At 45.4% G+C, this 14,190-nt stretch carries 11 protein-coding genes and 1 riboswitch; of the genes, 3 read left to right on the forward strand and 8 right to left on the reverse strand.

What is annotated here, in order from left to right:
- Window positions 1-109: 109 nt before the first annotated feature.
- From cax to bchD, 4 genes are all read right to left on the reverse strand, one after another.
- Entirely contained in the window at window positions 110-1,225 is a 1,116-nt protein-coding gene (gene cax / locus P5674_RS19455; RefSeq protein WP_152088384.1) for a calcium/proton exchanger, read from the reverse strand.
- A 121-nt stretch (window positions 1,226-1,346) separates the two neighbouring features.
- On the reverse strand, window positions 1,347-3,398 hold the full coding sequence (gene ligA / locus P5674_RS19460; RefSeq protein ID WP_126277512.1) for an NAD-dependent DNA ligase LigA: 2,052 nt from the start codon (window positions 3,396-3,398) through the stop codon (window positions 1,347-1,349).
- Window positions 3,395-4,357, reverse strand: coding sequence for an Npun_R2479 family HD domain-containing metalloprotein (locus P5674_RS19465; RefSeq protein WP_172973411.1), 963 nt, complete (start codon window positions 4,355-4,357; stop codon window positions 3,395-3,397). The genes ligA and P5674_RS19465 overlap by 4 nt, the downstream gene beginning before the upstream one ends.
- Window positions 4,358-4,608: 251 nt before the next feature.
- Complete coding sequence (bchD, locus tag P5674_RS19470) at window positions 4,609-6,600, reverse strand: magnesium chelatase ATPase subunit D (protein WP_014275943.1); 1,992 nt, start codon at window positions 6,598-6,600, stop codon at window positions 4,609-4,611.
- 291 nt (window positions 6,601-6,891) lie between these two features.
- Window positions 6,892-7,053: riboswitch (cyclic di-AMP (ydaO/yuaA leader) on the forward strand.
- A 103-nt stretch (window positions 7,054-7,156) separates the two neighbouring features.
- On the opposite strand from bchD, the gene P5674_RS19475 reads away from it, so the two are divergent.
- Window positions 7,157-7,441 (forward strand): hypothetical protein, encoded by a 285-nt coding sequence (locus P5674_RS19475; RefSeq protein WP_006617117.1) that lies wholly within the window; start codon window positions 7,157-7,159, stop codon window positions 7,439-7,441.
- A gap of 93 nt (window positions 7,442-7,534) precedes the next feature.
- Window positions 7,535-8,017, forward strand: a complete 483-nt coding sequence (locus P5674_RS19480; RefSeq protein WP_006617118.1) for a pentapeptide repeat-containing protein — start codon at window positions 7,535-7,537, stop codon at window positions 8,015-8,017.
- Between the two features lie 56 nt (window positions 8,018-8,073).
- Here the strand turns inward: P5674_RS19480 and P5674_RS19485 are convergent, their stop codons facing one another.
- From P5674_RS19485 to P5674_RS19500, 4 genes are all read right to left on the reverse strand, one after another.
- Window positions 8,074-9,885, reverse strand: coding sequence for an ABC transporter ATP-binding protein (locus P5674_RS19485; RefSeq protein WP_014275945.1), 1,812 nt, complete (start codon window positions 9,883-9,885; stop codon window positions 8,074-8,076).
- 553 nt (window positions 9,886-10,438) lie between these two features.
- Window positions 10,439-10,831, reverse strand: coding sequence for a DUF1622 domain-containing protein (locus P5674_RS19490; RefSeq protein WP_006617121.1), 393 nt, complete (start codon window positions 10,829-10,831; stop codon window positions 10,439-10,441).
- A gap of 199 nt (window positions 10,832-11,030) precedes the next feature.
- Window positions 11,031-11,855 (reverse strand): SDR family NAD(P)-dependent oxidoreductase, encoded by an 825-nt coding sequence (locus P5674_RS19495; protein ID WP_006617122.1) that lies wholly within the window; start codon window positions 11,853-11,855, stop codon window positions 11,031-11,033.
- A 352-nt stretch (window positions 11,856-12,207) separates the two neighbouring features.
- The gene (locus P5674_RS19500) at window positions 12,208-12,372 is read right to left on the reverse strand and encodes a hypothetical protein (protein ID WP_014275947.1); all 165 of its coding nucleotides are present in this window, start codon (window positions 12,370-12,372) and stop codon (window positions 12,208-12,210) included.
- Between the two features lie 224 nt (window positions 12,373-12,596).
- Here P5674_RS19500 and P5674_RS19505 point away from each other — a divergent pair, with 224 nt between their 5' ends.
- The gene (locus P5674_RS19505) at window positions 12,597-14,000 is read left to right on the forward strand and encodes a recombinase (RefSeq protein ID WP_315670214.1); all 1,404 of its coding nucleotides are present in this window, start codon (window positions 12,597-12,599) and stop codon (window positions 13,998-14,000) included.
- The last annotated feature ends 190 nt before the right edge of the window (window positions 14,001-14,190 follow it).

Consider the following 14,190-nt stretch of genomic DNA (forward strand, 5'->3'; position numbering starts at 1 on the left):
AAGTGCTGTAATCCCTCCGGGGAATCCCCGTCGCTTTAGCGCGGGGAGTAGTCAATAACAAGCTACCAATAATGTGGCTTGCTGGTTGGGAGTCAACGTAGAAACCGGGTTACATTGATGTTTCCATAATGGGATGGAAGAAAAAGGCTATTCCTAAAACCATATACGCAGCCAGGAGCAAAACCCCTTCTAGCCAGTCTGAACGGCCGTCAGAACTTACGGAATTAGCGATCGCCACCGATACAGCCACAGCTATCAATTCAAACGGGTTAAAGTCCAAATCCATGGGCTGATTCAAGACCAACCCCGCCAGAACCAACACTGGTGCTACAAATAAAGCAATCTGTAAACTCGAACCGACAGCCACCGACACCGACAGAGCCATTTTATTCTTCATAGCAACAGTCACAGCAGTGGCGTGTTCGGCTGCATTTCCAATAATTGGAACTAGGATCACCCCGGTAAATAGGGGGGTCAAACCCAGACTCTCGGTGGCCTCTTCCAGAGTACCTACCAACAGCTCCGACTCAACCGCCACCATAATTGTAGCCACTAAAAGCACCACAATCCATAATTTTAGATTGATTTTATGGTGAGATTCCCCTGATATTTCTTCCCCTGATGCTCCCTCAACTTCGTTTTCTGCTAATCCCACATCATATAAATAGGAGTGGGTTTTCATGGCAAATAGTAGGGTGAGAATATAAACTATAATCAACACTAGCGCCACCGCACCGGACAGAGTTTGCATCGTGCTTTCTTCTATGCCGATGGATGTGACATCTACGGCGGTAGGAACTAATATAGCAATTACTGCTAAGGTCATGGCTGAGGCATTCAGACGAGCCACGACTGGGGGAAATTCTTGTTCTTTGAACTTTAATCCTCCCAGAAACATGGCTAAACCCATCACCAGTAATAAGTTACCAATAATTGACCCGGTAATACTGGCTTTGACCACCTCTACTAATCCGGCTTTGAGAGCCACAAAACCGATAATTAATTCAGTAGCATTGCCAAATGTAGCATTCATTAACCCTCCTAAATTAGGGCCGAGAACTACTGCTATCTCTTCGGTAGCTGTCCCCATCCAAGCAGCTAGGGGAATAATGGCTAGGGCGGCGGTTATAAAGATTATAGTGGCTCCCCAGTGCAAATATTCCCCCACTATGGAAATGGGAATAAAGATGAGCAGCAGGGAAATAATCTGATTGGTTTTTAGCATAGATAAAGAGGGTGAAAAATGCCGGACATTTAGTTTATATAACCCCAAATTAACCAGGTAGATTATATTGGCTCATCAAGCCAAAGGCTTATCTGTGGATTGCTTCGGGGTTTAATTATCATTAAAAATTAGCAGATTTTATCATTGCCAAAAAATCTGATTCTGATAAATTGGCTATAGCCAAATCTTGGGCTTTTTTTAGTTTCGAGCCTGGCTTTTCTCCTAGTAGTAAATAATCGACTTTTTTGGTAACGGAATTAGTGACTTTACCCCCGGCATTCTCAATCATAGATTTAGCTTGATCTCGGCTGAGAGTCGGTAATGTTCCGGTAAGTACAAAGGTTTTACCGGCGAAAGGTTGCGCTTGGTGAGTAGATTTGGGTGCAGTTGACGGCACACTGGTAAGCTGTAGACCGGCTTGTTGAAGCCGATCGCATAAACTGATATTAGCAGGATTTTGGAACCACTGATAAACAGAGGTAGCAATTTCCGCGCCGATACCATAAACGCCTTCAATTTGTGCAGAAGAAGCCGCCGCCAAACTCTGACAACTAGGGAAGTTTTGAGCGAGTAAGTCAGCATTAGCTTTTCCGACATGACGAATACCTAGACCATATAATACTCGATGCCAGGGTTGTTGTTTAGAAGTAGCGATCGCCGCCAGAATTTTCTGGGCGGACTTTTCACCCATGCGGTCTAACTCAAGCAACTGATCCATATTAAGATCATAAAGGTCAGCGACCGATCGCACTAACTGAGCATCAACCAACTGCTGAACCAATTTCTCCCCAATACCATTAATATCCAAAGCTGGTCTTTGACACCAGTGAATAATAGAACCCCGCACAATAGCCGGACAAGAAGAATTAATACAGCGGGTGACTGCTTCGGCTGGTGTTTTGATCACAGTTTCGCCGCACTCAGGACAATGAGTCGACATAGTCACCAGTTTAGCGCCAGTTGGTCGCAAATCTGGCAATACTCGCACCACTTCCGGGATAATTTCCCCAGCCTTGCGGACAATTACCGTATCGCCAATATGCAGGTCTAATTCAGTCAGGCGATCTTGATTATGAAGTGTAGCGCGTTTAACAGTTGTTCCGGCTAACTGTACGGGTTCAAGTTCAGCCACCGGAGTCAAGGCTCCGGTACGTCCCACCTGGAAAGTGACTGATATAATCTTAGTGGGCAATTCTTCGGCCGGATATTTAAGAGCGATCGCCCAGCGGGGAAATTTTCTCGTTTCTCCCAACTGTTTTTGGAGACTGAGGGAATTTAGCTTAACCACCACCCCATCAGTCATATAGGGTAATTCTCGGCGCTGAGTTTCCCAAGTCTCAAGATACTGCTGAACTTCCAGCAAAGATTGACACAGTTGGCGATTAGGATTGACTTTAAAGCCCATTTTTTGGAGCAACTCCAGACAATCCCAATGATCATGTAAATTTGGGGAGTCTAGGTGTAGGGTATAGGCGAAAAAATCCAAGCGTCGGTCAGCGACAATGCGGGGGTCAAGTTGTCGCAGGGTTCCGGCGGCGGCATTACGAGGGTTAGCAAATAGTGGCTCTCCGGTCTGTTGTCGCTCCTGGTTAATTTGGACAAAAATATGGTTAGATAAGAAAGCCTCCCCCCGAACTTCCACGACAGGCGGCGGGTTATCCAGATGTAATTTTAGGGGAATAGAGCGGATAGTTTTAACATTTTGGGTGATATCTTCCCCGGTGACTCCATCCCCACGAGTCACACCCCTAACTAATATGCCATTATGATAGGTGAGGGCGATCGCTGAACCATCGATTTTGAGTTCACAAATGTATTTAGGATCTTGGGGTAGTGAGTCACCCAGAAAGCGTCGCCATTTTTCATCCCAAGCCTGGAGTTCTGCCATATTAAAGGCATTTTCCAGGCTGTATAAGGGAATATTATGGGTTACGGACTGAAACTGAGCAGCGGGTTTTTCTCCGACTCTCTGGGTAGGACTATCGGGAGAAATTAGTTCTGGGTATTGGTTTTCGAGTTCTTGCAGTTCCCGATAAAGGCGATCGTAAACCCCATCCTCCATAATAGGATCATCCAAAACATAATAGGCATAACTAGCCCGTTGGACAGTTAGCCTCAATTGTGCAAGTTTTTGGGAAATTTCCGGCGTTGGAGTTTGGTGATTCACGATCACAGATTCAAATTAGACATTTCGCTAAATTTGGGCAGGTCTGAACTACCGTTTTTGTCGCCCTTGTAGCCATTTTCTTCACCAATGGATGAATTTTCGGGCAGATATTTCTCGCTTTCGCTGAGGATACGCCGTTCATTTTCTACCTGGAAAACGTTAGCGTATAGGTTAGCCACAACTTGTTTACCTTCCTGGGTCAGTTGTAGGTATCGCAAGGCGGCGGGAATATAGGGAAATACGCCATTCCAGTAGAATTTAGCGTAATTATTACGGAGGTCGCCGGGGGTTTTGTAGCCTAGGACTTTATTAGTACCGACTTCTTCAAATTCGTAGAATAGGGAACTAATCTTTCTGAGGTAGCGAGGGTCACTGAGTTGACCGATTAAATCAGCCGCGCGCGCCAGTCCTGAGTAATTATGGCGGTCTTGGTAAGTTTCATCAGCCGGGACGGGAAACCGGGTTAGTTCAATGTTGCGTTTAATTTGTTCGGCATCAATTAGTTTATGACCACCAAAGCGTTCATCTATGACTAATTTACCGCGATCGACATGGTAGGGGGTGAGACTGGCGGAGGTCGCGCCTGAACTTATGGAAACCATACCATCATCAATTCCTGTGGCATATAAACCATTAGCGTCTTGGTCTCGCCGACATACTCCTTTCACATAGCCGATATCATGACATAGGAGAGAAATGGTAAAGTGTAACCAGTCTTCTGGGGTGACTCCTCCCTCTCGAATATGCTTCCCGCGCAGAATTTCCTGTCCTACTAGGGTGACGAGCATAGTATGTTCGACATTGTGGTATAAAGCGTCACAGTTGGCGATATTTTCCAAAGCCATTGTACCCGCCCAAGCAATAATTTCGGGGTAGTCTGGTTTAAATCCCCCATAGGTACGGCGGTAGCCAGCTTGTAGGCGTTGGACGAAGGCATCAATGAGAATTGCAGTAGCATTAAACATACTCATAAATAACTCACAAACACGATTGGTTAATCCTGAGCATTGGGAAGCACAATATTAGTCTAGGGTTTTGACTAACTGTTTTCCGGTATTATAGGCAAATTTTGACCAGGGGGACAGATTACCAATTGACGGAATATTTCTGGGAGCCTGGAAAAACTCGCTTGTGGGAGGCGAAACCTGCCTGGGGATGGTTTTCCCCAGAATGGGAAATAACAGGTTCCATGGAAAAACTATTGGTTATCTATACTTTAACCGATCGCATCGCGAATGGCGTTTTGGGTCATAGCTGCGATCGCTTGATCTGTGGCTTTGGGTAAATGATAATACTTACCTCCTGCCGTTTTCGCCAATTCTTTGGCAAAACCTGTCGAGACAAATTTATTTTCGGTATCAATTACTAACAATTGAATACCCAAACCACGAATTTTGGCAGCAATTTCCAGCAATTCCCCTTTAATATCGGGTTTTTCACCTTCTAGGATAGGTTCACCGAGCGATCGGGCTAAGGGAATATTACCTCGGCCGTCGGTAATTGCCACAATTACCACCTGTCCGATATCTCCAGACTGTTTAGCATTCATCCCCACCCGCACGGCTTGGGTGAGTCCGTGAGCCAGGGGAGATCCACCCCCACAGGGCATCCTTTCTAAGCGTCGTTTGGCGGCCGCAATTGACCGAGTAGGCGGTAACAAAACTTCCGCCTGTTCCCCTCGGAAAGGAATTAAGGACACCTGATCGCGGCTTTGGTAAGCCTCAGTTAACAGTTGCATTACCGCCCCTTTGGCCGACTGCATCCGGTTCAGGGCCATGGACCCGGAAGCATCCACCACAAACACCACCAAAGCCCCGGACTTTCTCGCTAGGCGCTTAGATCTAATATCTCCCGATTCTACAACTACCCGACGTTCAGGATATCGTAACCGTCGCGATCGCTGATAGGGTGCTGCCGCCCGTAGGGTAGCATCTACCGCAATGCGTTGTACTTTACCCTTGGGTAACATTGGTTTAACATACCGACCGCGATCCTCTGAAAAAATCATACTGCGGCTGCCAGTTTTACCCTGTCGGTTCGCCATTTGGGAAAAATACAGCACCGTTGGATCTAGCACCACCCCTTCCGGGTCAAACACAAACTCTTCTGGGATGCTATTTTGTTCCTCTTCTGGGGGTTCGGTTTCGGGTTCTTCGTCTTCGTCTTCGTCTTCGTCTTCGGGTTCGGGTTCCTCTTCACCTTGGGGCGGTGGTGGGGGTGGTGGCTGTTGTTGTTGTTCTTCTGGGGGGGTCTGAATTACTGTCGCCCTGGGTACAATCACTAATTCTACCGCCCGCCGCAAGTCGTCAGCATTAACGCTATTTCTACCATCTAAAGCTGCCGAAGCCTTAGCTACTCGCACCGCAAATAGTTCCGCTCGGTGTCCAGAAACTACGCCTCTGATGGCTTCTTCTACCAGGTACAGAATTTGCTCTGAGGTGATGGTGACATCTTTTAGCCATTCTCTGGCTAGGAGAATTTGGGTTTTCAGGTTATCTAAGTCTTCTGTATATTGCTGGAGAAATGCCTCGGGAGACTGGGAATAATCGAGGGCTTGGTCTACTGCTTGCACCCGTTGATCTAAACTCAGGACTCCATCAGCAGATAGGGCTATGGCAATGCGATCGAGTAAATGGGTTCGCAGGGGACCTTCTTCGGGGTTATAGGTCGCTATAAATAGGGGTTGGCAGGGGTGTTCAAAGCTGATGCCTTCCCTTTCAATGACGTTGCGCCCTTCCGTTAAAACTGTTAGCAGCAGGTTGGCTATATTGTCATCGAGGAGGTTGATTTCGTCAATGTAGAGGACTCCTCGGTTGGCTGTGGCTAATAAGCCCGGTTGAAATACGGTGTCGCCCTGTTTAACGGATTTTTCTACGTCTACTGAACCTATCAGCCTATCTTCTGTTACCCCTAGGGGAACTTGTACAAAGGGGGCGGGGATTATTTCGGTTTCTGGGGTGGGTTCTCCGGCTTCCCAGTTGGGGGCAATGTTGGCGATCGCATTTTTAACTACTTCTAGGGGCGGTAATAAGGCATGGAGAGCCCTGGCCATCACTGATTTAGCGGTTCCCCGCCGTCCAGCAATTACCACACCTCCTAAGCCAGGATCAACTGCAGCCAGCAGCAGGGCAAATTTAATCGCTTCTTGTCCCACCACGGCGGCGAGGGGAAATGTTGTTACGGTTGGGGCGCTAGGGGGCGCAGACATGGTTCTTGTCAGTAGTGGTCAACAGTTAACTTTAGCACTAAAGGGGAAATTTTCCAATTGACATCCTCCCCCACAATCCCCCTGTTAGGGTGTTCTCAATCTAGGGCGATCGGCGATCGCCTCCGGGTTATAGCTACCCTTCCCCCTGAGAATATAGTCCGTTGTTACCCTGTCAAAAAAAAATTTCACAATTTCTTGACGATTTGATATTTTCTAATTTAGAATAGGATTATATAGAAAACAAACAGTCAGCCTAATCCGGCGAAAGTAAAACATTGCCGTTATGTACTTTTCGAGCAGGTGCAGACGCGGTGATGTGGTCGGAGCGGAGGAACCAAATTTTTGGGGCTAATCTCGCAAGCTGTTTCTGTCAACAACCGACAGAGATTAAGAGAAGGGCAACTCTCAGCCCTAGCCCGTCAGCTAACTCCGTAGGCATTGAGAGGAGGCTGAGGCGCACACTTTCTAAGACAATTAGATAGCTTGGCAATTCAGTTTCCTTAGGTTGGTATAGACCTGGTTTGTTATACCCACCCTAGATTCTGAGCGGTTAGTGATGACACCTAAAATACCCCTGTCTTTAATGACGCTGCCTGGACAGGCGACGTACATAGGTTTTCTGCGACTAAAAAGTAGTGACCTAGTAACAATTGCAGCGATCGCCTGCATTACCTTGGTGATTGTGTGGTGCATTGTGAATACATTTATCACCACATTAATGCCAACTCCAGCCCTACCGATGTTCGTAAATAATACCCTATCAACCTACCGTCTATTCAAAAATTATCAGGAGGTGATTACCGTAGTTAGTAAATATGTTAACATGACTGTAGCCTATTGAAATCAATAAAAGGGGCTAAGAGATTTTCGCTGACTTAGCCCCCATATAATATAGTATGATGTCAAAGTCGGGCTAGTATTAATCAGGTTTTCGATGAAATTAATAGTTGTTGTTCCCGGTCTTATGGCTGTAATAGGGTTAGGAATTGAGGCGATCGCCGCCCGACCCCGAGACATCCAACAATTGCTAAATACCAAACAGTGTCAGCAGTGCAACCTCAGCGAAGCCAACCTACAGGAAGCCGAATTAGACGGCGCGGCTCTCATAGGTGCTAATTTGCAAAATAGTGACCTGCGGGGGGCAAAATTGAGAGGTGCGGATCTAAGTTCAGCCAACCTAATTGGGGCGAATTTAGCAGGTGCAGACCTGCGAGATACCAAGTTACACAGCACCACCCTGAGACAAGCTAACCTTTCTAATAGTGACTTATCCTGGTCAGATATGTATCGCGCCTTTCTGGAAGGTGCTAATTTAGATCAGGCTAATTTGAATAATGCCAACCTAAATAATGCTAGATTAGAGGGGGCGACCTTTTGCGGCGCGACTATGCCAGACGGTTCAGAGGGGCCTTGTTAAAAGTAGTTAAAACCCTTGTGACAAGGCAGGCTAAAATTAGCCCGCCTCGCCTCTACTTAAATCACATCCCCAGTTTCTTGGAGTGCGTGTAATCTTCGATAAATTCCCCGGTTATTGAGTAACTCATCATGACTACCTATTTCGATAATTTTACCATTATCTAGTACCACAATTTTATCAGCTTCCCGAATGGTACTGAGGCGGTGAGCCACAATAATTGTAGTGCGAGTTCCCAGAATATTTTGCATAGCGATTTGAATGGAACGTTCTGATTCATAATCCAAGCTAGAAGTAGCTTCATCAAAAATCAAGATATCAGGATTGACTAGCAGTGCCCTAGCAATACCTAACCGCTGTTTTTGCCCCCCAGAGAGGCGCATTCCTCGTTCTCCCACGGTAGTATAATAACCCTTTTCTAGTTGATTAATAAACTCATCTGCCCGAGCAATTTTACAGGCTTCGTTAACTTCATCTAGGGTAGCTTTGGGGTTGCCATAGGTGAGGTTATTTAACAAGGTTCCATTGAAGATATCAACATCTTGATGAACTATAGCTAAACGTCGTCGATAGGCGGTAACATTCAAATCTTGGATATTTTTATCATCGATTAAAATGCGACCCTGACTAGGTTCAAAGTAGCGAAATAATAGCTTAACCAAGGTAGACTTACCGGAACCAGAATGACCCACCAGCGCTACAGTTTGACAAGGTTCTATCAACAAGTTAATATCCTGCAAAACTGGTTTTTCTGGAAGATAGCCAAAGGTTAAATTTTCCAATTTAACTTGACCCTTAAATTGATAGGAGACCTGATTATCATCAGAGTTTAATTGGATGGCATCTTGTCCATCTTTTAACTGCATAAACTCATAAAAACGCACCATAGAAGAATAGCGCCGCGCAAAAACTTCCGCCAATAAACTAATGGGAGTTAGTTCGGAATAAGCCATACTAGCCAGGGTATAAGTAACCACAAAATACCCCAGAGACATTTGGCCGCCCAAGGTAGCAAACAAGGTAAAACCTAAGACCATAAATAAACAAAATTGCACGGTGGTAGTTTGATAGGTAGCCAGTTTTACATAGTCTCGGTGAATGCGATGGATAACGACAGTTAACTCTCGGTTTAGGCGGGTGCTTTGTCGCTGGAGTTCCTGATTTTCGGTAGCAAAGGCTTTGACGGTTTTGATGTTAGTGATGATTTCTGAGTTGCGACTTTCGGTGTTTTCTTGATGGCTGTCTAGTCGGGTTTCTAATCTAATTATCTGTCGAAGTTTGATGAGGGTAAAGGACAGAATAAATACAAAAGAAACTAAGAAAAATATGGCTATTTGCCACTGAATGAAAAAAATCACTATAAAAATACCGATGACTCGCACGAGTTTCGGGATTAATTGACCTGCTATTTCGGGGTAAGTCCAGGTATGGTTAGTGATGCCTTTGGTGATGCGGTTCGCAATGCGACCGGGGTTATTTTCTTCGTAAAATTCCAGGGGTAAAGTTAAGATTTTTTGGATGGCATTATGATGTTGATCTCGGCGTGCGGCTAGGGGAATTAACCAGTGAAACCATGAGCCTAGCCAAGGCTGAATGGGTGCTTTGATAACGGTGACCAAAAAAATGATACCTAGTAATATGATTAAAGCTGTGGTCTGTTGGTCTGGAAGCCCGGTTGAGGAGGCGATCGCTGTAACTGTTAGCTGTATTAAGCCATCTGCGCCTTGACCAGATAGGACATTTAAAATCTGTCCGATCGCATAGGGGACTAGCAAATCAATGAGTTCAAAAATGCTAGAGGCACTGATACTAATAATTGCTAATAAACGATAATCTCGATAGTATTGACAAATCTCGCGAAAAGTACCCATGACTGCTAAAATGGTGTTTTTAATGTCAGTGAAAATATCAAAGCTACCATTATAATAGATTTCTGACAATTTGGCAGAGGTCAAACTGGGATGACTAGCTGGCTGATACAGTCTGCCCTAGGTAGGCGATCGGCTGGGGGTATTGTCAAGGGCAAATTATAGCTAACAAGCACTAGATATTGTATAATTATTGTTTGGGTAAAATCTAGGTAGGTGAAGAGGGAAGATCTCCAACCTGCTTAGTTGGACTCAAACAAAACTTAGAGTAGGAGTAAGTGTATATGCCATCAGACCTAGATCGAGGAATTATGAAGTTTAAGGGAGCAGATAGCCCCACGGTTGTGATTGTTTCTTCACTTCTCATTCTCGGTAGTATCGGCCTTCTAATTGGGTGGGCACTACAGACAGCCTACTCTTTTTAAGGTATGGAAAACTGACAGGCTCTAGAGGGGGGAAGCATATAGCTGACCCCCTCTAGGTCAGCCTGGCGGCTTCCTGAGCAATTGACAAGTATTTACAAGTATTTAGTAGTGAGATGCTCTGTAGTTTTTGATTAGGTTTCGGCGGGATTGCTAATTTGTTGCACTTCTGGAGTTGCCTTACTAATTGCCTGAAGTAAGAGATAATTTAGCACAGTCCGCACGGCAATAATAGCAGCTAACCGGGCAATATCATCCCAACGGCTAGAAATCATGGTTTTTAAAATAGTTGCCCCAATTAGAAAACTGAGGGCTAGGGAAAATGAATAACCCATGACTAAACGGCCTCGTTGAAATGCGTCGGTAGCTTGAGCTTGAAATAAAGCATCTTTAATAAAAATGATTAAAGCACGGGTCACGCCAATGGCAATTACAAATAATGCCAACAGTTGGCAAAATCCTGTTAAAATTCCATTTAAGGAAACTACAATGCCTGAAAGTTCAGTGGCTAGACCGTTTAAAATCATGTTGATGATTGCTCAAATGAGAATTAACAATAAATGATTCTAGCAAAGAAGATGCGGGCACTGTCAGAGATGTGTGATTGGTTAATTACCTGGTGGGATAGGGCGGGTTTAGTAATATGATTTGTGAAAAATCTAATTAACTGGGGAACCCGCCCCTACGAGATTATTAATTATCCATTGTCGATTGTGGAATGAGAGGTTAGCGGGAAGCAGCACCTACTCGCCGCCAAGCTGTGGGAGACTGGGGATAATTCCGAGAAAGGGGAGATGCCATTTTTAAGACTTTGTTCATTACCCAGGGGGCAATGCGACGACACCAAACGGCTAGGTGGCTTTGCCAACCTACAAGAATTTCTGGGGAGTCTTTCCGCACTCCGATAATTAAGACTTGGGCGACCTGTTGGGGGGTCATGGGAGTGACCCAGCGAAATAGTTGCAGGCGGCGGGTCATGTCTGTATCGGTGAGGGTGGGAAGTAAGGCCATAACTTGGATATTGTGTTGGGCTAATTCGGACCTTAGTGCTTCGGTAAAGCCTAGGATGGCGAATTTAGTGGCTGAGTATGTAGACATGGTGGGAGCGGCGATTTTGCCCATGAGACTGGAGACATTGACGATGGTTCCTTGGTTTCGGGTGGCCATACGTCGGGCGATCGCACGGGTGACTGTGTAAAGTCCCATCAGGTTGAGGGATAGTTCTTCTTGGACTTGGGGTAATTTGGATTTCAAGAAGGGGGTTTGATGGGCGACCCCAGCGCAGTTCACTAATAAATCAATGGGGCCGTGAGTTCGCCATGCTTGGGCTAGGGCAATATTGACTTCTGTTGGCTGTGTGAGATCTAGGGCGAGGGTGATCACTTCTACTTCCATGTCGCTGAGTTCTGCTGCCAATTCTGCTAATTTTTGGCGATCGCGGGCGACTAATAACAGACGACCCACGCCATTGCGGGCTAACTCTAGGGCGATCGCTCGTCCGATACCACGGGAAGCCCCTGTAATTAGGGCTGTAATACCTTGGATATTCATAAAAATCTCCTGTCTGTGTGTGGTCAATTACCGCCACGACACTAGGACTCCACTACAGTGGCGGCTAAATCAATTGATTGGACTAAATTCTGTTCAACCCAGGCGGACGCTAAAATTGTGAAGAACAACAAAATCCCTCTGGGTTAGCTCTCGTTTCTGGAGCGGAAAGTTTGCTGATTGATAGCTCATACTCAGTTTGCTGATGATGATATGAACGAATCGAGGCTTCAACTCAGTTGCTGACTGAGGATACATCACAGGTCACGGTAGCGTACAACATAGCTCACAGTTCTCCTTTTTACTTTCTCTTTTTTACTTACTATTGTTCGCAGTGCACACTTTAGCAACAAAATCAAGTTTGTGCAACATTTTTTAATAAAAAACGCTTTAACATTTCTTTACAATCTGGCAAAACCTTGACTGTAGGGAGTTTTAGAGTAATTGTCAGCAGGCGATCGCCGATGGTAACAGAGGATCTGAGTAATGGGAGTAAAAAGTAGCGATCGCCTTCAAACACTGACGGGATAAGTAACTAAGCCGCAATAATCCATAGAGTCAGGGGCGAGGTATTATGAGACCAAAGTGGCGCGCCAAAACAAAAAACCCACAACCGTTACAGGTTGCAGGTTTCCAGATAATGGGGGCGGTGGGACTTGAAGCCAAATTACAGCCTATAACCCCTATTCTACCGTTACTCTAGTGCACTCAAAAGCGATCGCATTATTAGGAGAGAGTGCAATTATGAGTGCAAGTACAAACAGTACACACAGCGGCATATATCAAGGTTTTCAGGATATCCTTGAGTTTTTTAATCTATCCCGCAAACAATGTCCCAAGGGTGTCAGGATTAAACGTAACCGGGGGACAATCCAACTAGACATCACCACTGACCCGGAAACGGGGGGACGTAAACAACGGGGCTGTAATTGTCAGTTTACCCCAGAGGGTATCCGCAAGGCTGTTGACAAGGCTTGGTTAGTTCATAAATCCCTTGACGGACAATTTCAGTCGGTGTCTGAATGGCTGGACTGGTACAAGGCCACTATTCTTGACGAAAACAAAACTCCCCTAGAAAACGACTTAATCACCTATCGCCAAGTGTTTAAAGAGATGGAAGATGATTACTTTAATGGGGTACACAAGAACACTAAACGGAAGCGCTCTCGCGATATGGCTAGTGACCAAAAATCATTTAAACGCTGTTTTCTTACTGTGTTTAACAAAGTCACAGACTGGGATGTTTATGTGAGCTGGGAGGGTATAAAAGAAGCGTTATATAGCCCGTTACAAGATGGCAGTAGTCCGGTAGGTCACAAAGACTTCAAAAATCGTTACTATCGATTAAGACAAGTAGCAGAACGTGCTGGCTGCAAAAAAGCATTGGAGAAACTGGAAAAGATTGACCCAACCCAAACAGTATTTGCTGAATCCCAAAGTATAGACTTGGATACCTTGTTAAGTTTACTAGACAAAGAACGCAACACTGATTATCGTTCTGTCACAGACAATAATGCGCGTGATGGTTGGTGCTGGGTTAGTGCGATGTGTACCCTATACGGGTTGAGACCGTCAGAAGTTGCGGCAGGTCAAAACTTAACCAAAGCCATTACGGTTGACGGTATCACTTTCCCGGCTGTATCTGACCCTAACAACCTTGAGTTAGTGCTGGTTATTGGTGAGTTTACTTACTTTGGTGGTAGCACCAAGACAGGCTGGCGGTTAGCTATCCCAATGTCAAAAGACAAGACTCTGATTAACCGCTTAGGGATTCATAACGTTTGTCTACCTATCACAGAATCCAAAGACCCTAGCAAGTTTAACGATAATCACCGTAAATGGTTATCACGACATAATTGGGGACTAACTCAAGCCTATGCCTTTCGACATCTTGGAAACCAACTAGGGGAGATGAACGGGATACCACAGGAAATCAGGGCGCGTTCGTTTGGTCACTCGGTAACGGTTAATGACAGCAAGTACAAAAAACGTCGCAACCTTGCCACAGAGTTAGGTATCCTGACAAGACATCAAAGGCAACCATTGCCACTAGATATGGCAAAACAAACACTACTCAATCATGGTATTAACCCAGAATCACCAGAGATGAAAGCAGGACTTAGATTAATCTATCAGTTAGACGATTAACCCCCAATAAACCCACAACACAATACCCTCTAGGCTAAATACCTAGGGGGTTTCATTTTGCACTCTCTCCTAATAATGCGATCGCTTTTGAGTGCACTAGAGTAACGGTAGAATAGGGGTTATAGGCTGTAATTTGGCTTCAAGTCCCACCGCCCCCATTATCTGGAAACCCTTATCCGCATTACGATAC

The sequence above is a fragment of the Limnospira sp. PMC 289.06 genome (assembly GCF_032350395.1).
GTDB lineage: Bacteria > Cyanobacteriota > Cyanobacteriia > Cyanobacteriales > Microcoleaceae > Limnospira > Limnospira platensis.

What these genes read in the sequence shown, in the direction of transcription:
- cax (WP_152088384.1), bottom strand. Translation starts at nt 1,225, where the DNA reads ATGCTAAAAACCAATCAGATTATTTCCCTGCTGCTCATCTTTATTCCC.
- P5674_RS19465 (WP_172973411.1), bottom strand. Translation starts at nt 4,357, where the DNA reads ATGTTTAATGCTACTGCAATTCTCATTGATGCCTTCGTCCAACGCCTA.
- bchD (WP_014275943.1), bottom strand. Translation starts at nt 6,600, where the DNA reads ATGTCTGCGCCCCCTAGCGCCCCAACCGTAACAACATTTCCCCTCGCC.
- P5674_RS19475 (WP_006617117.1), top strand. Translation starts at nt 7,157, where the DNA reads ATGACACCTAAAATACCCCTGTCTTTAATGACGCTGCCTGGACAGGCG.
- P5674_RS19480 (WP_006617118.1), top strand. Translation starts at nt 7,535, where the DNA reads ATGAAATTAATAGTTGTTGTTCCCGGTCTTATGGCTGTAATAGGGTTA.
- P5674_RS19485 (WP_014275945.1), bottom strand. Translation starts at nt 9,885, where the DNA reads ATGGGTACTTTTCGCGAGATTTGTCAATACTATCGAGATTATCGTTTA.
- P5674_RS19490 (WP_006617121.1), bottom strand. Translation starts at nt 10,831, where the DNA reads ATGATTTTAAACGGTCTAGCCACTGAACTTTCAGGCATTGTAGTTTCC.
- P5674_RS19495 (WP_006617122.1), bottom strand. Translation starts at nt 11,855, where the DNA reads ATGAATATCCAAGGTATTACAGCCCTAATTACAGGGGCTTCCCGTGGT.
- P5674_RS19505 (WP_315670214.1), top strand. Translation starts at nt 12,597, where the DNA reads ATGAGTGCAAGTACAAACAGTACACACAGCGGCATATATCAAGGTTTT.